Origin of the sequence: Rhizobium sp. AN80A (assembly GCF_030053015.1) — a bacterium.
In the GTDB taxonomy this organism is placed as follows: Bacteria; Pseudomonadota; Alphaproteobacteria; order Rhizobiales; family Rhizobiaceae; genus Rhizobium; species Rhizobium metallidurans.
This window is the reverse complement of sequence record NZ_JASJPX010000002.1, coordinates 814068-832455: the sequence shown is the minus strand read 5'-3', so window position 1 is coordinate 832455 and position 18388 is coordinate 814068. Positions and strand designations below refer to the sequence as shown.

The 18388-nt window shown below is 57.5% G+C and carries 17 protein-coding genes and 1 pseudogene; 11 read left to right on the top strand and 7 right to left on the bottom strand.

Annotated features, from left to right (window positions below; translation table 11 throughout):
* The first annotated feature begins 49 nt into the window (after positions 1 to 49).
* The gene (locus P3R82_RS10455) at positions 50 to 724 is read left to right on the top strand and encodes a CBS domain-containing protein (RefSeq protein ID WP_111563645.1); all 675 of its coding nucleotides are present in this window, start codon (positions 50 to 52) and stop codon (positions 722 to 724) included.
* 440 nt (positions 725 to 1164) lie between these two features.
* On the opposite strand, the gene P3R82_RS10450 is transcribed toward P3R82_RS10455, so the two are convergent.
* From P3R82_RS10450 to P3R82_RS10440, 3 genes and pseudogenes are all read right to left on the bottom strand, one after another.
* Positions 1165 to 1776: a DsbE family thiol:disulfide interchange protein gene (locus P3R82_RS10450; RefSeq protein WP_283193796.1), complete on the bottom strand. Its 612-nt coding sequence runs from the start codon at positions 1774 to 1776 to the stop codon at positions 1165 to 1167.
* Position 1777: 1 nt separating this feature from the next.
* Complete coding sequence (gene ccmD, locus P3R82_RS10445) at positions 1778 to 1930, bottom strand: heme exporter protein CcmD (protein ID WP_111563643.1); 153 nt, start codon at positions 1928 to 1930, stop codon at positions 1778 to 1780.
* 1 nt (position 1931) lies between these two features.
* Positions 1932 to 2282, bottom strand: a pseudogene (locus P3R82_RS10440) (heme transporter HemC); the annotation flags it as partial.
* Positions 2283 to 2766: 484 nt separating this feature from the next.
* Here P3R82_RS10440 and hemA point away from each other — a divergent pair.
* Positions 2767 to 3981, top strand: a complete 1215-nt coding sequence (hemA, locus tag P3R82_RS10435; RefSeq protein ID WP_283193795.1) for a 5-aminolevulinate synthase — start codon at positions 2767 to 2769, stop codon at positions 3979 to 3981.
* Positions 3982 to 4011: 30 nt separating this feature from the next.
* Here the strand turns inward: hemA and P3R82_RS10430 are convergent, their stop codons facing one another.
* Together P3R82_RS10430 and P3R82_RS10425 are read right to left on the bottom strand one after the other, a co-directional pair.
* Complete coding sequence (locus tag P3R82_RS10430; RefSeq protein WP_283193794.1) at positions 4012 to 4245, bottom strand: hypothetical protein; 234 nt, start codon at positions 4243 to 4245, stop codon at positions 4012 to 4014.
* Entirely contained in the window at positions 4217 to 4495 is a 279-nt protein-coding gene (locus tag P3R82_RS10425) for a chemotaxis protein CheW (protein ID WP_111563640.1), read from the bottom strand. Before P3R82_RS10425 ends, P3R82_RS10430 begins: the two co-directional genes overlap by 29 nt.
* A 156-nt stretch (positions 4496 to 4651) precedes the next feature.
* Between P3R82_RS10425 and P3R82_RS10420 the strand changes: the two genes are divergently transcribed.
* From P3R82_RS10420 to P3R82_RS10400, 5 genes are all read left to right on the top strand, one after another.
* Positions 4652 to 5386 (top strand): LuxR family transcriptional regulator, encoded by a 735-nt coding sequence (locus P3R82_RS10420; protein WP_111563639.1) that lies wholly within the window; start codon positions 4652 to 4654, stop codon positions 5384 to 5386.
* 745 nt (positions 5387 to 6131) lie between these two features.
* Positions 6132 to 6632 carry a molybdopterin-dependent oxidoreductase gene (locus tag P3R82_RS10415; RefSeq protein ID WP_111563636.1) on the top strand — a complete coding sequence of 167 codons (501 nt, stop codon included), beginning with the start codon at positions 6132 to 6134 and terminating at the stop codon, positions 6630 to 6632.
* On the top strand, positions 6633 to 8687 hold the full coding sequence (locus tag P3R82_RS10410) for an ATP-binding protein (RefSeq protein WP_283193792.1): 2055 nt from the start codon (positions 6633 to 6635) through the stop codon (positions 8685 to 8687).
* The gene (locus P3R82_RS10405; protein ID WP_283193791.1) at positions 8609 to 8827 is read left to right on the top strand and encodes an Hpt domain-containing protein; all 219 of its coding nucleotides are present in this window, start codon (positions 8609 to 8611) and stop codon (positions 8825 to 8827) included. The genes P3R82_RS10410 and P3R82_RS10405 overlap by 79 nt, the downstream gene beginning before the upstream one ends.
* Before the next feature lie 11 nt (positions 8828 to 8838).
* On the top strand, positions 8839 to 9900 hold the full coding sequence (locus tag P3R82_RS10400) for an HD domain-containing phosphohydrolase (RefSeq protein WP_111563634.1): 1062 nt from the start codon (positions 8839 to 8841) through the stop codon (positions 9898 to 9900).
* Here P3R82_RS10400 and P3R82_RS10395 read toward each other — a convergent pair.
* Positions 9885 to 10202 carry a hypothetical protein gene (locus P3R82_RS10395; RefSeq protein WP_111563633.1) on the bottom strand — a complete coding sequence of 106 codons (318 nt, stop codon included), beginning with the start codon at positions 10200 to 10202 and terminating at the stop codon, positions 9885 to 9887. The two genes, P3R82_RS10400 and P3R82_RS10395, sit on opposite strands and share 16 nt — an antisense overlap.
* Before the next feature lie 96 nt (positions 10203 to 10298).
* Positions 10299 to 12167, bottom strand: a complete 1869-nt coding sequence (locus P3R82_RS10390; RefSeq protein WP_111563632.1) for a HAMP domain-containing methyl-accepting chemotaxis protein — start codon at positions 12165 to 12167, stop codon at positions 10299 to 10301.
* Between the two features lie 1025 nt (positions 12168 to 13192).
* On the opposite strand from P3R82_RS10390, the gene P3R82_RS10385 reads away from it, so the two are divergent.
* From P3R82_RS10385 to P3R82_RS10370, 4 genes are all read left to right on the top strand, one after another.
* Positions 13193 to 14740: a methyl-accepting chemotaxis protein gene (locus P3R82_RS10385; RefSeq protein ID WP_111565193.1), complete on the top strand. Its 1548-nt coding sequence runs from the start codon at positions 13193 to 13195 to the stop codon at positions 14738 to 14740.
* A 706-nt stretch (positions 14741 to 15446) separates the two neighbouring features.
* A complete protein-coding gene (locus P3R82_RS10380) occupies positions 15447 to 16190 on the top strand; it encodes a thermonuclease family protein (protein ID WP_111565191.1) in 744 nt (247 codons plus the stop codon).
* A gap of 901 nt (positions 16191 to 17091) precedes the next feature.
* Entirely contained in the window at positions 17092 to 17664 is a 573-nt protein-coding gene (locus P3R82_RS10375; RefSeq protein ID WP_146618567.1) for a HEAT repeat domain-containing protein, read from the top strand.
* A 273-nt stretch (positions 17665 to 17937) separates the two neighbouring features.
* Entirely contained in the window at positions 17938 to 18342 is a 405-nt protein-coding gene (locus P3R82_RS10370; RefSeq protein WP_210208074.1) for a GNAT family N-acetyltransferase, read from the top strand.
* Positions 18343 to 18388 lie beyond the last annotated feature (46 nt).

Genomic DNA, 18388 nt, shown 5'->3' with positions numbered 1-18388 from the left:
GACACCGCGTAGCGTTTACACATCGTAATTTGTGAAATGGGTGAATTCTATGCAAGCCAAGGACATCATGACCAGGAAAGTGATTTCGATCAGCCCCGCGGTCGGCGTCAGGCATGCAGTGGCAGTGATGCTTCAGAACAATGTGAGCGGCCTTCCAGTCGTGGACGACCAGGAGCGTGTCTGCGGAATGCTGACCGAGGGCGATCTGTTGCTGCGCCGTGAAATCAGGCTTAATCAAAGGCCCTTCCGCGCCCCGGAAATCGTATCGGAGGCCGAACTCGAAAGATACATAAGCAGCAACGGCTGGGCGGTTGCCGATGTCATGTCCCCGGACGTGATCGTCGCCCGACCAGATAGCGAAATTGCGGATATCGCTGAGAGCCTGCAGGCGCATCGGATCAAAAGGCTCCCGATCGTGGAAAACGGCAAGCTGGTGGGCATCGTGAGCAGAGGAGACATTCTCGGGTTGGTTCTCGATGCGCCCACCACGGCACTCCCTCGTGCGGACGAATCCATCAAGCTCGCCCTAAGGACCCGTTTGCGGTCCGATTTGGGGATCACACCTCAGAAGGTTCAGGTAGCCGTCAAAAACGGCGTCGTTACTCTTGACGGGAATGTAGAGTCGGAGTTGAAGCGCAGAGCAATACGCAGCCTGGTCGAGGGGCTGGGGATCGGCGGCTACAAGGACCTTCTTGCGGTAACGGAGGCGGGCAGCGCGTTGTGAGGCTTGGGCTTCACGTACTGTGCATAACCTGTGGACAATTCCTGTTAGCAAATGGGATGCGTCCGCGTTCGTTTCCGTAACGTTCCCGCTCTTCAATCCTAGGATCGCCTATTCAGGGTTGTGTCGCTGAAACTCCGTCAACTGGGAACGCTGACTTTCCAAGGGTGGTTTCAACTAGAAGCTCAACCAAAAGTGGGTTTTCCGCTCCGGCGCGCATTTGTTTGGACAAATGGAGAACGGCTTGGGCCTGTCGTTGCAAAGCGTAGTGGAAAATGATCGCGAGGAGGCTTGCACCGAACCCACTCAGCGCATGCCTCTGCCAAGGCTCCCTCCTCGGCACGGGGACTGCATTCCCCGACTCGCGAAATGAGCTTATCTGACCAATCTTCGCGCGTCGTTGAGGCAAGTCAAATTGCCTCGTCCTTGTACGCTGTTGAAACCTAGCTCTTCGACCAGTTATGACGCATACCCGCCAGTCTATCTGGTGTAACGCTAGACGTCGCCAACGATTGGTCGAGGAGCGGTCGGATCTTCGTATCCAGGACTTGTTCGTCTATCGGTCCAACTTGTTTGAACACGATCGCGCCGCAGCGATCAACGATGAACGTTTCGGGAACTCCGTCAACACCCCATTCCATCGACGCCTGGCCCGTGGCATCGGAACCTGTTGCTATGAATGGGTTGCCGTAAGCGTCTAGGAAAGACACGGCGTTTTCTGGAGCGTCCTTATAGTTGATCGCAACCATTGAGACCCGCGGATCCTTGGCAAGCCGCATCAGATAGGGGTGCTCAGGGCGACATGGAACGCACCAGGACGCGAAGACATTGACCACGGTCAGCTTATCATTAAGCACTGCATCGCTTAGACCGCCTGTCTTGAAACCGTCGATGGAAGGCAAGGCTACCTTCGGATGATGCTTGCTAATCAGTGCTGACGGGATAGTCGCGGGCGAGTAGCCATCCGCATGTTCCTTGTAGAGCGTGCTCGCGACTGCTCCAGCGAAGCCCAGATATACAAGGAGGGGGATGGCGGCCAGGGCACGGTGTTGCATGTCATTCGCCAATCGACCGCCGAGATCTCATAGGGATAATAGCCTCGACACGGCGTCGATAGGCTCGGCCAGTCGGCCATGTCGTTGTCGCGGTGACCATAAGCACCAGGAAAGTAGCGGCATAAGCCGCTAGGACGTAGGTAGCGTGCGTCATTTTATCTCTCCCTCTGGGAGGCTGTCCTTGCGGCCATTCTCTGATGTGACATGAATTTCCGCCGCCAGATTCCATTTTTGATGGACGCTACGTATAGCGTTGTGAAAAGTGCCGAGAACGCCAGCCCCATCGTTGTGAGCGGCCGTAGGAACTCAACGTCTAGCGCGGGACCTCCCGCGCGCATGATACTCGCCGGTTGGTGGAGAGTGTTCCACCAGTCCACTGAGACCTTTATGATCGGAATATTGACGAACCCGACAATGATGAGCACTGCCGTGACCCGTGCGGCACGAGTAGGCTCGTCAATGGCTCGATTGATCGCCAGAATTCCCAGGTACATGATGAAAAGCAAGTCTTTGATCCGTTCATGAAGCAGCAATATCCCTCAATCCATCCGAGATAATTGACACGGATCAATGAGGTGGGATTTCGTGGGTCCAACAAACGACTGGACATGAGATCTGGCAAATCGGGGCAGGAAGCGCCATGACCCGCGCCTGCTCCCCACGGGGTGGGCTTGGGCGGCTCGGGCCGACGCGGTTCCGGTGGTACGTTTTCTAGCAGTAAAGAAGCAGACATTAGCCGGACCAACGTCTTCGCCTCTCCTGACAGCGCGCCGTCGCTGCCGTGGATTCGTCGACCATCGCGGCACTGTGCTGGGGGTTGATCAATTTTGAGAGACGGCCTTGCCGCTCTCATTCCGTTTGCTTGATCACGCGCGCCAATGACGATCTGGAGACGATCGACAGGATCCGCTGCTTTGCGTCCAACTTGATTGAAATCAAATACGACGGCGCGGATGTCGGTTATCCATCTGGGCAATCAAGGAGCGCGCAATGGATTTCGAAGCATTCTTCAAGAGCGAGCTGGAAGGCCTTCACAACGAAGGTCGTTACCGCGTGTTCGCCGATCTTGAACGTCACCGCGGCAATTTCCCGCGTGCCACGCGCCACACCCCCGAGGGGCCGAAGGATGTGACCGTCTGGTGTTCCAACGACTATCTCGGCATGGGCCAGAACCCCAAGGTGATCGAGGCGATGAAGAACGCCATTGACCACTGTGGCGCGGGTGCGGGAGGCACCCGGAATATTTCTGGCACCACCCATTACCACGTTCTCCTCGAGCGTGAACTCGCTGATCTGCACGGCAAGGAATCGGCCCTGGTCTTCACCTCGGGCTACGTCTCCAACTGGGCGGCACTCGGCACGCTCGGCGCCAAGATCCCCGGCATGATCATCTTCTCGGATGCCCTGAACCACGCCTCGATGATCGAGGGCATTCGCTACGCCAAGTGCGACCGCGTCATCTGGAAGCACAACGACCTGCAGGATCTGGAAGCCAAGCTCGCCGCCGCCGATCCGAAGGCGCCGAAGATGATCGCCTTCGAGAGCGTCTACTCGATGGATGGCGATATCGCGCCGATCAAGGAAATCTGTGACCTCGCCGACAAGTACGGCGCCATGACCTATCTCGACGAAGTTCACGCTGTCGGCATGTACGGCCCGCGCGGCGGCGGCATCGCCGAACGCGAAGGCCTGATGGACCGCCTGACTGTTATCGAAGGCACGCTCGGCAAGGCCTTCGGCGTCATGGGCGGCTATATCGCGGCATCCACCGCGCTCTGCGATTTCATCCGCTCCTTCGCCTCCGGCTTCATCTTCACCACGGCGCTGCCGCCAGCGCTCGCCGCCGGCGCGGTCGCCTCGATCCAGCACCTGAAGGTCAGCCCCTTCGAGCGCGCCCGTCACCAGGACCGCGTTCGCCTGCTCCGCGCCCAGCTCGATAAGGCCGGCATCCCGCACATGCCGAACCCAAGCCACATCGTCCCCGTGATGGTCGGCGACGCCGCCAAGTGCAAGTGGATCTCGGACCTGTTGCTCGACAATTGCAACGTCTACGTCCAGCCGATCAATTACCCGACGGTTCCGGTCAAGACCGAACGCCTGCGCATCACGCCCACGCCGCTGCACACCGATGCCGACATCGAGCACCTGGTGGAAGCGCTTCTTTCGCTGTGGTCGCGCTGCGCGCTGGCCCGGCACGTCGCCTAGGCGATGTATCGGCATGGCATAGGTGCCGGTTCAGTCCGGGCAATCTACCGCGATATCCCGGCCGATGGATTTGAGATAACCTGATATCTCCTCGATCAGATGTTGGCGTTCACCAAAGTCCCTAAGAATGGCGTGTACTTCGTTGGCGGACGGCTCACCGATCGGCTCGCCAACGCAGTATCCGGAGCCGACAGCCCACATGTCGCAGCCTGCACTCAGAAGGCTCTGCACGAGTTCAATGACGCGTGGCGGGAACGCTGTCATCTAACCCTCCAGTCGCATGGACAACCTCGTCCGTGAATATTGAGGACAAGTCCAGGAAGCAGGTCATGCTTTTACCCTGGGCAATGACCCCACGAGCAAAGCGGGATCCCACCGCGGTGGCAATGGCCGGTACGGGCCGAATATCGTTTGCGTTGATGGTGAGGATGTCCGAAACAACCAGCCCGATCATGGAAGACTCCAGGTCGGCCACGACGATGGCACATCTCTCGTTGCCAGGATTTGAGCCCATTCAAAGCAAACCTGCGACGAAGTTCGCGGTTCCGAAGGTTGTACCCACGGGAGTGGCCTTCGCGTCGTTGAGTTTGATCTACGTCAAAATGTTAAGCTTCGGTTAATACCTGAAAGCCATAACTGGGGTTGAAAAACAACCTGACGCGAGTCGCACATGCCAGTTAGCGCCCTATCTGTTCTCGACCCTGAAGCGCTCGATGAGTACATCGATCTTCGCTCCGTGCCGAAACATAGGTACTTCGGCCGCAATGACATGATCGACCGGCTGCGCAAGGCGGTCCCGTTCGATTACATCTTCATTTCCGGTTTGGACGTGGATCACTATCGCTTCGGTCAAGGCTATTCAATCGACACGGACCTTCCGCCCGCGTTCGTGGAGGCGTACATGGATGACGAGGTTCTGCGCCAAGATCCTTTCATCAAGGCCACCAAGGCGTCGGGCACGGTTGTCACGGAAAGCGAGGTCTACAAGGACCACGAGCCTCCGCAGCGATTGCTATACCTCCAGCGTACTTTTGGCGTCCACAACAGGACGATAGTCCCCGTGCTACGTGATAGCACGGTTTACGGAGCGGTTGGTTTCACACGGATGACATCGTTTGACGCCGATGAAATCGCGTTTCTGTCATTGGTCTCGGAGTCCATTCATACCGCTTTCACAAAGCCGCTTCTTGAGCGCTTCGCGGCTGACCAGATGCGATTGACGAAAGGCGAGATCGCTTGCCTTGCTCAAGCCAGCTTGGGGCTGACCAGTGAAGGCATTGCAAAAGCTACCGGATACCAGGTCGAGACGGTCAACAGCTACATCAAATCCGCTACGAAGAAGTTGGGCGCGTCGAACCGCACCCACGCTATTGCCGAGGCGATCCGCCGCCGTTTGATTGGCTGATAAAGGAAGTCGCGCCCAAAGGGTGCTGATTGACGATAGGGCGAGAGCATCCGAGACACTCCGCAATCCAATGTCGCTCAGCGTGAAGATCGCCTTGGATGATTTCGGTATGGGGTCGCTGTCTTACCTTCAGACATTCCCATTTGAGAAGTTGAAGATCGACAAGTGTTTTAGTGGTGGCCTGACGGAGCGGGGACCGTCGCGGGAGATCGTGCGCGCGATCGTCGGTCTGGGGAATGGTTTGACATTCCGGTTCAGGCGGACGGTGTCGAAACCCGGGAACAGCTAGATCTACTTGCGAAAATGGGATGTCAAACCGTGCAAGGCTATTTGATCGGCAAGTCGCCGCCAGCCATCGAATACGTCCGTGTGACGCGGGAGTGTGGGAGGACTTGCCCGCTCGCTGACGATAGGCGCTCATCCGGTTCGATCATATGTGTAGCAGCCGTTGGCCACGCATCTCCACGCAGCAACTCCAGCATGCCGCGCCCCTGGAAACCAAGCGTTTACCGTAATTTGCGGGCGGGTCCCAAAAGTAAGGTTCCTATTCCATTTTGCTGTTTTAGATTCATCTGCTGTGAAGGATTAGACCCTAAATTTGGGCATCCGGACAATATTGTCGAGGCTGACATGACGTCGGCTCTGATCGGTGGCGGGTGACCGCCATGCTCATCGGACGGCCGAAAGGCATGTTGTTCTAGCGTCCGAGCACCGCCGGTGCCGACAGATTTCAGGATATTCTCCGATGCGTAAGTTCTTGAGCGCGGTGGTGCTAGCCACCGCGATGGTGCTGCCCGCGGTTTCTCATGCCCTCGACGCCCCGAAGGGTGACGTGGTTTTAACGGTCAAGGGCAAGCTGGACCATCCCAACGTCGACGGCACGGCGCAGTTCGACATGGCCATGCTGGAAGGCTTGCAGGGACGCAAGGGAGCCATGGAGACCCCTTGGACGACGGGGAAGGTCGAGTTCTCCGGGCCGCTGTTGCGTTCGGTACTCGAAGCGGCCGGCGCTCATCCGCGGAAGATCAAGGTCGTCGCTTTGAACGACTATGCGGCTGAAGTTCCCGCGGAGGATGCGAGCAAGATCGACACCATGCTCGCCACCCGCATGGACGGTCAGCTTATGTCGGTCCGGGAAAAGGGGCCTCTCTTTCTGATCTATCCCTTCGACAAGGATACCTCGCTCTACAACGAGAAGTACTTCTCTCGGTCCGTCTGGCAGATCAAGATGATCGAGGCCGAATAAATGAACGAAGCCGCCCGGAGGAATGGTAGCGTCATTAGACGGGTCAGTAAGGCGACGGCCCTCTTACAGGCCTTTGCCACGCTATTGATGATTGGTCTGATCTACCTTCTTTCGGGCATCTACGGGAAGTATGAGGCCTTGCAGGACGGCATCCGAGAAAACGCACTCTGGTCCGTTTACCAGCTTGACCGGGAAGCGCGCCAGCTTCGCGAAGTGGCTACCGTGATGGTGGCGACGAATGACCTCTCGAAGCCCGCGGTCAAAGCGCTATCCACTAGGTACGATATTCTCTATTCGCGAATGGCGATCCTCAAGAAGGCAAATTTTGACCTTCGTCTTGAAGACAGCCCCGAATTGCAGGCTTTGGTGGCGGAGATCGAGCCGGTTGTCATTTCCAAGGCGCCTTGGTTCGACGCCGTCGCTACCGGAAAGGATATCGACGCCGTCCATTTACAGGCGTTCGCGAAAAGTCTCGACCCGCTGGTCAAGGATACGGAACAACTGCTGACCAGCGCCAACAACAAGGTCAGCATGGAGCGTGCCGACGCCAGGATTGATCTGCAAAGCCTCCAGATCAAGTCGGGTGTCGTCACCGCGTTCCTTGCGGTCGCGGTCGGCGTGCTCGTGATAACGCTTAGGCGTCAGTTGAAATCAGTTCGTTCCGCAGCGATGGCTTTCGAGGTAATGGCGCACGAGCTAAACGAGGCCTATGCGGCCGCGGAGGCGGGAAACCGAGCGAAATCGCAGTTCATGGCCACGATGGGTCACGAGGTCCGCACGCCCCTGAATGCGATCCTAGGTACCGCGGAACTGCTGGAACTCGGCGAGCTCTCCGAAAGAGTGCGCGGAAGCGTCCAGACGATCCGTCGTTCCGGAGAGTCCCTCCTGGAAATTCTCAATGAAATTCTCGACTTCGCGAAAATGGAAAACGGTCGGATTGACGTCTGCCCGGCGCCGACGGATATCCGTGCGTTGGTGACCGGGGCAATGGAGATGATGCGCGACCGGGCGGCTGAACATGGCGACACGCTTGTTGCCGACGTCGGGGACAATCCACGTTTCGACACCATCATGACCGACGGTATGCGTGTCCGCCAGATCCTGGTCAACCTTCTCAGCAATGCCATCAAATTCACAATCAACGGGGCCGTCGTTCTCAAGATGTCCGAGGGCTTATCCGATGGCCGGCCAGTGATACGATTTGCAATCAGCGACACTGGCATAGGCATTGACGAAGAGGGGCAGGAGAAGCTCTTCAAACCGTTTTCCCAGGTCGACTCCAGCATTAGTCGGAAGTACGGCGGAACTGGGTTGGGGCTAACTATTTGCAAGGAGATAGTCGACTCACTTGGAGGTTCGATAGGCGTCTCTAGTGCCAAGGGACAGGGAAGTACATTCTGGTTCGAGATACCTGCGGAGCCCGCGCAAACCGATAGTCCCACCATCGAGGCCGAGGCCCAGACCGTTGTCCAGATCGACGAGCGCAAACGCCATGGCGTCCTTCTAGTGGAAGACAACTTGGTGAACCAGCAGGTGGCACTTGGGTTTCTTCGCCACCTTGGTCAGGACGTCGTCGTGGCTAATGATGGAAACGAGGCGGTCGCGGCTGTTGCTGGCCACCAGTTCGACCTCATTCTCATGGACATGCAGATGCCGAACATGGATGGCATCGAGGCAACGCGCAGAATACGGGCAATGGGTGGACAGTTGGCGTCCGTGCCGATCGTCGCGATGACCGCGAATGCGTCGGACGAGGACCGCCGACTTTGTATCGATGCGGGAATGTCCGCGTTTCAATCGAAGCCGATTACCGTCGCCCGGCTTGCGGCAATTCTTGAAGGCCTGGGCCGCGGCCTCCCGCTGCTTCACCAGTACAGACCACCCCTGCCGGCCCGAACCAACGCCAGACGGAGATTATCGAAGTTCTTGGTCAAGATACCTTCGATGAGCTCTTGGACACCTTTTTCGCGGACGCCGTGCTCATTCTGTCCAGCATCTCCAACGCGCTCCACGACGACGACACAAGGAACCTTGACCGCATGCTGCACTCGCTGAAAGGCGCTGCGAGCAACGTGGGCTTCCAAGACATCGCGGATATGGCGCAGCGTCTGCGCCAGGCACCGCTGATCAACCCAGGCGAGCTGCTCGTCATCATGAGCGCGGTCGATGAACAGCGGCGCTTGCATGCCGCATGAAGGAGCAATGAATGCGTATCCTGCTAGTTGATGACAATCAGACCAATCTTGTCCTACTGTCAAAATTGGTTGCTAAACTCCCTGGTTGCGAAGCCGTGACCTTTTCAGATCCAGCCGCCGTGTTGGCTTCCATGCCTAAGCTGGATTTCGATATCGCGGTGATCGACTATCAGATGCCCAACTACAACGGCGTCGAGCTGTTACGCGAGATCGAGATGTTCGATCGGTACAAGGGTAAGCCAGTGGTAATGGTGACTGCGGACACTGACATGGCAACGCGAATGGCCTGTCTCGACGCTGGCTCGATCGATTTTTTGAATAAGCCGGTAAATCCCCTCGAATTTCAAGCGCGCATGAAAAACCTTATCGCTCTCGTCGACGCGCGCAACAAGCTCGCCGACAAGGCGGAGTGGCTTCGCGAGGAGGTCGAGAAGGCGACTACCGAGATACGCGAACGTGAAGAAGAGATCATTGACCGTCTGACTATCGCCGCAAGTTTCAAGGACGCTGAAACGGGGCTTCACACAAAGCGAGTAGGGGAATATTCGCATCTCATCGCGCAAGCCATGGGATTGGACGCCCGCGCGTGCTCGGACATCCGACTAGCCGCGCCAATGCATGACATCGGCAAGGTTGGAATACCAGATGCGGTTTTGCTGAAGAAGGGTAAGCTGACCGAACAGGAGTTCGCATCCATGCAAAAGCATGCAATGCTCGGCTGCGACATCCTGCGAGAATCGAAGTCTAGCCTATTGCAGCTCGCGGCGACGATTGCGGCTACCCATCACGAGAGGTGGGACGGTCAAGGCTATCCTCGGCGTCTCCGGGGTGAGGAAATCCCACTCGCCGGTCGCATCGTTGCGGTTGCTGACAATTTCGATGCCCTGACAACTGCACGCCCATACAAAGAGGCATGGTCGATCGCGTCCGCTGTCGAGCACATCCGTGAAAGAGCCGGCTCCCAGTTTGACCCGGAATGCGTCGCGGCCTTCGAGGTTGCCTTGGCCGAGGTGCTGGTCGCGCGATCGACGCTTCAGGATCAGGTCGAGCCAACCGTTCAAAGATTTGGGTGACGCGGAAGAAGAGCAATGCCGGACACCAGTTCCATGTCGAGCTTGAGTTGAAAAACCACCGCTCGCCTGGTGGCGTATTGACCGCTTCTGAGGAGCACTTCCACATTGATCGCGGTCGGCGTCGGTTTCCTGGGGCGGCAGCGATGCCAATCGCAGATGAAGCCTTGTATCGGCATATCGACGACGTCCACATTCAAAAGTGCTTCCTGGGCGTGGCTATTGGCAAAGACAATTAAATCAAGATCGCTCACCAGCAGCACCGGTGCACGAAGCTTCTCGAACTCGGCGAGCGAAGATCTCATGCGGATTTCCGAATAGAATCGGCGAACTTGCGCATATTAAGGCAAGTATTCAGCGCGCAAAATCCCGCCCGAGTGGCGAGATTATGTTTTTTATTGCTAAGCGGCGCTCGACCATGACGCTCGTTCGGATTTCCGAGATACTTCAGTCATCGCATTTTGATCAGGTTCGCGGATTGTCTTGCGACGATTCAATTTGAAGCGGCTTACGAGATGCGTGAGACGCTGTACACCGTCGGCCAGGGAATGGCTGACCGCGCTTGTCTCTTCAACCATTGCCGCGTTTTGCTGCGTCATCTGGTCGATCTCGTTGACCGCGGATGCGATCTGCTGAAGTCCGACAGCTTGTTCGCTCGCCGCCGTCGCGATGTCATCGATGTTTCTGTCTATACGGGCGACGAACTCCTCAATCTGATCGAGAGCACGGCCCGCATCGCCTACGTGTCTCACACCGGCCGATACTTCGGACGTCGAGTTCACGATAAGCGCCTTGATTTCCCTGGCCGCACGGGCGGAGCGTTGTGCCAGTTCGCGAACTTCCTGGGCAACGACGGCGAACCCCTTGCCAGATTCTCCCGCGCGGGCCGCCTCGACGCCCGCGTTCAATGCGAGCAGGTTCGTTTGGAACGCGATCTCGTCGATGACGCCGATGATCTGCACGATTTCTTCCGACGCACTCTCGATCCGGTTCATCGCGGCCACCGCTTGCTTGACGACGAGCCCGGAGGTCGCGGCGTAATCCTTTGCTTCCTTGGCAAGCTGCCGAGTTTCAAGCGTTCTCTCCGCCGACAGCTTCACCGTTGAGCTAACCTGCTCCAGCGACGCCGATGTTTCCTCAAGCGCCGCGGCTTGCTGCTCGGTACGTCTTGAAAGGTTATCCGCCGCGGCGCGCATCTCTTCGCCGTTGTTGCTGATCTGGCTTGTCTGCCCCAATACCTGTTCAAGCGTCGCCTGGAAGGTCCCGATGGAGGTGTTGAAATCGTGGCGGAGCCGCTCGAACTCGCCCGCGAATGGCTCGTCAATTGTCATGCGGACGTTGCAGTCCGCAAGCCGGGCGAGACCCGCGCCTAGACTGTTCACGATTTCCTCTAGTTCAGCCGCCTCTCTCACAGTCCGAACCTCGCGCTCAGCTCTCTCCGCATCGGCACGTGCTTGCTCAAGGCGGGCCTCTTCCTCGAGCGCCATCTTCTCGATCGCCGATTGTCTGAATACGGCTAATGCGTCGGCCATCCGGCCGATCTCGTCCTTTCGGCCAGCATAGGGGATTGATTGCTCCAGGTCGCCGGCCGCCAGGGCCAACATACGCGCCGTCATCGCGGTAATAGCGCCAATCGCATTAAGCCGGAGGTAAAGAACGCCCAGTAGGAAAAGTACCAAAGCGCCAATTCCGAAAGCCAACGCTAGGCGGGTCTTGCCGGATACCTCGGCTTCGGCGGCGTTTTCGGTTGAAACCGAGTAGTTGTTGGAGACCTCGACCAGGCGTAGTACGCCCGCCTCGTGTGCGTGGTATCGCTCAGCAAGCCGATCGAGTGACTTGTTGATCAAGGCGGGATCGCGTTTTGCAAGCGCCGGCAGGTAGCCGGTCTCCACCTCGTTCCAAAACCCGTCGCCGGTCCGAACGACGTCGGTTGCCAAGGTAGCCTTGACCGCGACCGGGAGGCTGGAGTGCTGCCAATGGTCTTCTCGAGTGCGGTAGGCATCCCGTAGAGCGGCTATTCGAGAAACGGCAGCATCGGCGAACTCAGGTTGGACTGCCGCCTCGTTGACGAGCATGTAAGCTTCGACGAGGAAAAGCGGCGGTGGAAGGATGTCGGCCACCAAGTCCTTGCTCTCCACGACATTATCGTAGACCGGGCCCGTGACCTTCAGTCGGCTGATAGTCATCGTCTGGAAGGTGAGAGCGCCGGCGATCCCCAGGCTCACCACGATGGCAAACCCCATAAGCTTCCGAGATATCGTCAAATCCATCGATCCGTTCCCCAAAGTCGCGCATTCAGCCGGCGCCGTCCTCGGTCGCGAATTTCGGGCAGATCTGAATAAGCTGTGCGTGATAGACATCCCAAATCTAGGGGGGAGGCGTTAACAAACTATTGTATGTGTTAGGGATCGACTCCCAAAAATGTGACTTCTGTCAAATGCCACGCGAGAGGTGGAGGGCTTGTCAACATCTCTGCCCTATTTATGAGGTGTCAGGTCCCAAGGGGGACTGCTTGCGCCGTGATGGTGTAGGGCGGCGTTGACGTCGCTGATCGCGACAAGCGCGCTAGATCACCCCTTGCCTCCGATTGGAGGTCGGGGCGCCGAAATGAAAATCCCGAAAATACTCAAACGGCGCGGTATTTCCGCGGCTCGGCTTGGCGATGATTTTTCGTATTTGACGGAGGCGACATTGTCGCCTGGGCCGTGGATTGGACCAGCGCGAAAGACCGGAGGGATCTTGGCCCTGTCGGATACACCTCTTACAAGGGTAATCTCGTTCCAGTGCACGATTTGGCCACGGTGGTTGGAAGGGGACGCTGCGAGGGCGACAAGCTGATACTTGTGCGAACCGACAACGGTTGCTTGGCATTCGTCGCCGACGGATTGACAGGCGATCATGGCGGCGATGCATGGTTGATCGACCTTTCCGCGTATCCAAGCATACGAGAATATGGGCGCGTCTGAAACGATTGGACCGCGCATCGCACCGGCCGCAAGACCGCTCACGTAATGGACCTCCGGGTTACACCTTACGTAGCGTGAGTTTGAGCGAGCGTCGGATTCATTTGTGATTTCATTCAACGCCATCCGGGACCGCCCCGCGCGGTTAAACGTTATCGTTGCATGAGTTAAGACTTATTTAGGGATGTCACCCTAAATTTGGAGTTGCCGGTTGCCGCGCGCTTCACTCAATGAATGAGGCCGGTGAATCTTAAACGAATGGTGTGCGTGATTGGCCAGGTGCGTCTGGGCCAAAGGAACGATCACGCCCGAAATCCGCGGGAGAACCGGCAATGATCAGCAAGACAACATCAAATGGACTGAAGGAGCGACTGGAATTCGTTGGTCTCGGGTCGTCGCAGGTTGCGGCCATGACCGCGTTGTCGTCGACGATCGTGGCATCATTGGACCACGCGCTGGACAAGTTCTACGAAAAGGCGGCCACTCACCCCGAAACAAAAAAGTTCTTTTCAAATGCCGCGCATGTCGCCCACGCGAAGCAGCGTCAGATGAGCCACTGGGAAACGATCTCATCCGGTCGTTATGATGATACCTATGTTGATGCCGTTTCCGCGGTCGGAAGGACGCACGCACGGCTGGGCCTGGAGCCGCGGTGGTACATCGGTGGCTACGCGCTCATGCTGGATGGGATCATCCGCGCGGTGATTGAAGGCGAATTGAGCAGTGTTATCGTCCGCGGCAAGGGGCGTAAGCTGGCCGACGGCCTCACCGCGGTTATCAAGGCGTCGCTGGTGGACATGGACTACGCGATCTCCGTTTACCTGGACGCCCTTGCTCAAGAGCGTCAGAAGGTTGAGGACGCCCAGGCGGCACAGAAAGCAGAGCAAGAAAAAGCCTTATCGGCTTTGGCTCGCGTGCTCGAACAGCTCGCGCAGGGAGACCTCGAAGCAAACCTTCGGGTTGATCTCGCTCAGGCGTTCGATGGTCTCAAATCCAACTACAACGACTCCGTCAACGCCCTTCGCGACGCCATGAACAAGATCGGGGAGACTTCACGACACGTCTCGGCTCACGCGGACGAGATTGCGAGTGCCACGAATGATATGGCGCGACGCACAGAGAAGCAGGCTGCCGCCTTGGAAGAGACCGCGGCCGCACTCGAGGAAATCAGCACCATTTCTCGCGAGGCTCGAGGCCGTACGGAGGAAGTCCAGGCCATCGTGGCATTGTCCGCCGCGAAAGCCGAGGAGTCGGCCGGGATCGTTGAGCAGGCCGTTCAAGCCATGGTGGATATCGAGCAGTCCTCCGCGCGAATGACGCAGATCATTGGAACGATCGACGAAATCGCGTTCCAAACGAATTTGCTTGCGTTGAACGCCGGCGTCGAGGCAGCTCGCGCGGGCGATCAAGGCAAGGGATTCGCAGTGGTCGCGCAGGAAGTGCGAGAACTCGCGCAACGCGCCGCGACGGCGGCGAAGGAGATCAAGGGGCTGATTGGTCGCTCGTCCGCCGACGTCGCCACTGGTGTCCGCCTTGTCAACACGGCCGGTTCGGCACTGCAGGAAATTGGCGATCAGGTTCGCTCGGTTAACGATTTCATGAAAGCGATCTCAAGTTCATCGCGTGAGCAGTCGACCGGCATTGCGTCAATCAACGCGGCGGTCAACGAAATGGATCAAATTACGCAGCAGAACGCCGCGATGGCGGAGCAGTCGTCCGCGGCCACCGCCAGACTGTCGGCCGAGACGGGGGAGTTGGCTCGCCTCATCGGTCGCTTTCAAGTCAGTGGCCCTGGAGATGCGCGTCTTGGACAGCCATTCGGATACGACTTCAACGGTGACGAGACATCGTTCCAGCAACGGCGGACCCGCCACGCATGAACTTTGAACAAATGGAGTTGCTTGACGGGGATCAAGGACGTGACGCAGGGATGTTATAGGGTGTTCCCGTGAGCTTTGCACTCACATTGAGCATGGGAGCTTGCGGGGTGGCTGTCCGACGAGGCGCGGTTCGGACGGCCCACTTCCATTTGCGATACCATTGTCGGGGGCCTTGCCCCAACGCGACCAGCGGCGCCACATTCCGCCATACGACCGAATGCATGATCTCCAATGCAATATTAAGGTTTCAACCCCATAATTGGGTGCGCGCCAGCAGGCGTTTTCCACATGGACATGGAGTGCGAGATGCCCGGATCAGTGAAACCCGAGACCAAGACGAATTGTCCGAGTGACGGAAACTCAACGCAGACCGCCGTCGAACTGCGCCTCGGTATCATCGAACTCGCTCGGAAGACCCAGGCGACCGTCGCTCTGCTTAAGCGGGCCAGACAGAAGAAGAAGCCGGCGCAAGACCGCTCTGCGTGACGCACGGCGCCGGAGGCGCGCAAGCTTGAAACCAGGCTCTGCCGCGGCACTCGACTTGCTGCCCTATCGAGTAAGAACCGGTGGACCACCGGTCGTCGCTTTTGCGATCGCCGCGATCTCACGAACGCTCGATCTAGGGGGCTCGCTAAAATTGTAATTCCATCGAATACGCGAATTTAGCTTGCTCGACCTATGCTGACCGCGATTTGCGGAGGCCGATATGCTGTCAGAGTTCGAAATCAAACATCTCCAGAGCCGGATTGATGATGTTCTTCGGCAGCGGCGTGTAACGCAGTGGCAGCGAAACTTCCTCTTGGACATGCGTGTGAAGATAGAGCGCTACGGAACGCGAACGCGGTTCAGCGAAAAGCAGCTCGCTACGCTCAAGGGACTGACGTCGGTTAGATTGGTCCACGGCAGTCCAATATCAGCAAAACCGCGTCGGGCGCGCTACTGGGGGCTCAGCCACCGAGAACAGAAGTTTCTGATATTCGCGACGATCATGGTTGTTATCGCCATCTCCTCCTTTAGTCGCCAAGTTTGGGAGACTTACGCTCTCACCTACAGGTCAACAGGAGAGGACGCGTCGTCGTTCTCGCGCGACTTCTCCGTTACCGACGGCGACACGATCAGAATGGACGATGGCACCCGGATAAGGTTGGTCGGCTTCAATACACCCGAAAAGTTCGAACCCCGGTGTGAAACGGAACGTCAGCTTGGCATCCGAGCAACCAAGCGGCTGGTCGAGATCGTTTCCTCCGGGCGTTCCGCGGTTACCAAGGTTGCCTGCTCGTGCAAGCCGGGGACCGAAGGAACAGACAAGTGTAACTACGGCCGAAGCTGTGGAATTTTAAAGGTGAATGGTCAAGATGTGGGGCAGACGCTGATTGCTGAAGGGCTTGCGGTTCCCTTCGTTTGCGCCCCGTCTGGCTGCCCTCCCACTCCGCGACCATGGTGTGGCTGACCGCGGAGCTGCCGCGCGGCCAAAGGCGTGCCAAGTGAGCTCTCCGTCACCGATATCAAACTGGATCTCGAAGTCCCTTCACGTGGGCGCGGGGCCGGAGTTGGATATCGAGCTTTCCGCCTTGCGCGAGAGGATGCGCCCGCTCGTCACCGAGCGGTGGCTGCACGATGCAACCGGCGCACGGCACTCAATTCGGCGGTTCACATCCGGCCCGCGGCCTCTGGAGGGGAAGGCGACCTACAAGCGGACAATCACCGTGACGACGGCGGCACACTCGGTCGCGTTTGGTGCGACGGACCCTCGGCTGTGTCAGGCGTAATCCGCTCCGCCCGGCATCGACGGCTGAAGGGGGAGGCGAAGGGCTTCGGAGCTTTGGGGGAACGAACCCTTCGCCTGTCACTCAAGCGTATTCAGAAACTCCCAAGCGACCCGGCCATGGTAGCCGATCTGATGGCGACAGCAAGATCGACCCGATCTTAGGCAGCTCAAAACTGATACTCCCGCGCAACGGAGGTGAATTGCCTGGCAGTGAAGCCGCGCGCGGGAAACAAGCGCGGCCGCCCGCGCCCGCTCAAAGGGGCGGTCGACCTTTCTGAAACCATCGCTGATAATTGACGGCAACAATGCGCCAGAAGCGGTCATCACGCTCCCTGGCTAGATCAGGCTTATGACATACGCTATCAACGGAGCATCGATTTTTTAAGACGGGTAAGCACGTGTAAGGCTACGTCCGCCCACACTACGACGGGATCACAACGGCAAAGGCGGACAGTCTGATGATATGCTATGCCTCCCGCACCCCGTGCGGCAGTGATCCGCTCTTTTGATACCTTTTGCGCGAGGAAGAATGAGACTCTATCTCGAAGAGATTATTTCGAGGATGTGCCTAAAGGAGCCTGGAGTGAGCTCGGCAGATTCGAAGTCTTGGCATGCTTATCGCGAGGCGGAGCGCTTGTCTGACGCCAAAATAATCCAGGAAATCTCTCATTACCTCGGAAAGAAGCGAAAAGCGCCTGAACGCAATAGCGCCTATTTCATTCTCGGCAAGGTCGGTAAAAACATCGCGAACTCGGATGCTACGCGGCTGCTGCTCGCATGCATTGCAACCGAGGTCGACAAATATGCGCTGTCGACGGCGCTCGAAATGATTTCGGAGCTTTCTTTGACCGCTGACGAAGATATTTCTATGATCATCAATCTGCTCCGGGATGGGCGATGGCTGGTCCGTCACGCGGCTATTCGCGCTCTGAAATCGTCGAAGTCAGTACGGGCAGAAGAAGAACTCATCGCGCTTCTCAGCGAGACCAATGATGTATATGACAAGATATATTGCCACGCCACGCTAGGTGTCATTGGGACTGCGCAGGCTCTTCCAGCGATCCAGATAAACACAACTTCAAGAAAACAGGACCTCAAATTGACGGCTATGTATGCTATCGAGAGCATCAGAGCTCGATTGGAGTTTTCTGATTGACTTGCGAGTGCCAGAAAACTGCTGCTGGCAAAAGAGCGCATTCATGATCTGGTCTGCCCTCTCGTTATCCAGCGGGAAACCAGCAATATGTCTTCATTTTGGGGAGTGGCTAGGGAATGTTCTGAATGGGTCGAATGCCGTCTTTCGCATCGCACCGCTAGGAGACATGACTTTGTCGCCGAACTCTGATTTCTTTAGACGATGAAAATCCCGGACCTCCCGCCCGATCTACGGTTTCCATTACTAGCCGCATCCGACTATGAGTTTTCCTTCATGGTAAAAGCCGATGCCCTGGGCCCATACATCAGGCATCGATGGGGATGGGACGAGCAATTTCAACGGGCAGTTCACCAAGAAAAGATAAGGTCAAAGCCCTTATCGCTCATCATGTTGGGCGGAAGGGCCGTGGGCACCGTCTCGCTCCAAAAGCATCCCGGCCATCTACAATTCGGCGAATTTTATATTCTTTCGGAACACCGAGGGCGGGGTCTCGGGTCGCGCGTGTTGCAACACTGCCTTGCCGTTGCTGACGATGAGCTTCTGCCAGTCCATCTTGAACATTTGATCTGGAACCCTGTCGGCTCGCTGTACCGCAGAAACGGCTTTATCGAGACGTCAGCAACCAAAAGTCATTTCATTCTGAAGCGGCCATCCCCGGTCGGTAACGAAAGAAACTAAAGGCAGGTTTGGGCCGACTGCTGTCATGGCGCAGAAGCGCCACAAG

What these genes read in the sequence shown, in the direction of transcription:
- P3R82_RS10400 (WP_111563634.1), top strand. Translation starts at nt 8,839, where the DNA reads ATGCGTATCCTGCTAGTTGATGACAATCAGACCAATCTTGTCCTACTG.
- P3R82_RS10420 (WP_111563639.1), top strand. Translation starts at nt 4,652, where the DNA reads ATGCCAGTTAGCGCCCTATCTGTTCTCGACCCTGAAGCGCTCGATGAG.
- hemA (WP_283193795.1), top strand. Translation starts at nt 2,767, where the DNA reads ATGGATTTCGAAGCATTCTTCAAGAGCGAGCTGGAAGGCCTTCACAAC.
- P3R82_RS10430 (WP_283193794.1), bottom strand. Translation starts at nt 4,245, where the DNA reads ATGACAGCGTTCCCGCCACGCGTCATTGAACTCGTGCAGAGCCTTCTG.
- P3R82_RS10410 (WP_283193792.1), top strand. Translation starts at nt 6,633, where the DNA reads ATGAACGAAGCCGCCCGGAGGAATGGTAGCGTCATTAGACGGGTCAGT.
- P3R82_RS10370 (WP_210208074.1), top strand. Translation starts at nt 17,938, where the DNA reads ATGGTAAAAGCCGATGCCCTGGGCCCATACATCAGGCATCGATGGGGA.
- P3R82_RS10455 (WP_111563645.1), top strand. Translation starts at nt 50, where the DNA reads ATGCAAGCCAAGGACATCATGACCAGGAAAGTGATTTCGATCAGCCCC.
- ccmD (WP_111563643.1), bottom strand. Translation starts at nt 1,930, where the DNA reads ATGACGCACGCTACCTACGTCCTAGCGGCTTATGCCGCTACTTTCCTG.
- P3R82_RS10425 (WP_111563640.1), bottom strand. Translation starts at nt 4,495, where the DNA reads ATGGGCTCAAATCCTGGCAACGAGAGATGTGCCATCGTCGTGGCCGAC.
- P3R82_RS10450 (WP_283193796.1), bottom strand. Translation starts at nt 1,776, where the DNA reads ATGCAACACCGTGCCCTGGCCGCCATCCCCCTCCTTGTATATCTGGGC.
- P3R82_RS10415 (WP_111563636.1), top strand. Translation starts at nt 6,132, where the DNA reads ATGCGTAAGTTCTTGAGCGCGGTGGTGCTAGCCACCGCGATGGTGCTG.
- P3R82_RS10395 (WP_111563633.1), bottom strand. Translation starts at nt 10,202, where the DNA reads ATGAGATCTTCGCTCGCCGAGTTCGAGAAGCTTCGTGCACCGGTGCTG.
- P3R82_RS10390 (WP_111563632.1), bottom strand. Translation starts at nt 12,167, where the DNA reads ATGGATTTGACGATATCTCGGAAGCTTATGGGGTTTGCCATCGTGGTG.
- P3R82_RS10380 (WP_111565191.1), top strand. Translation starts at nt 15,447, where the DNA reads ATGCTGTCAGAGTTCGAAATCAAACATCTCCAGAGCCGGATTGATGAT.
- P3R82_RS10385 (WP_111565193.1), top strand. Translation starts at nt 13,193, where the DNA reads ATGATCAGCAAGACAACATCAAATGGACTGAAGGAGCGACTGGAATTC.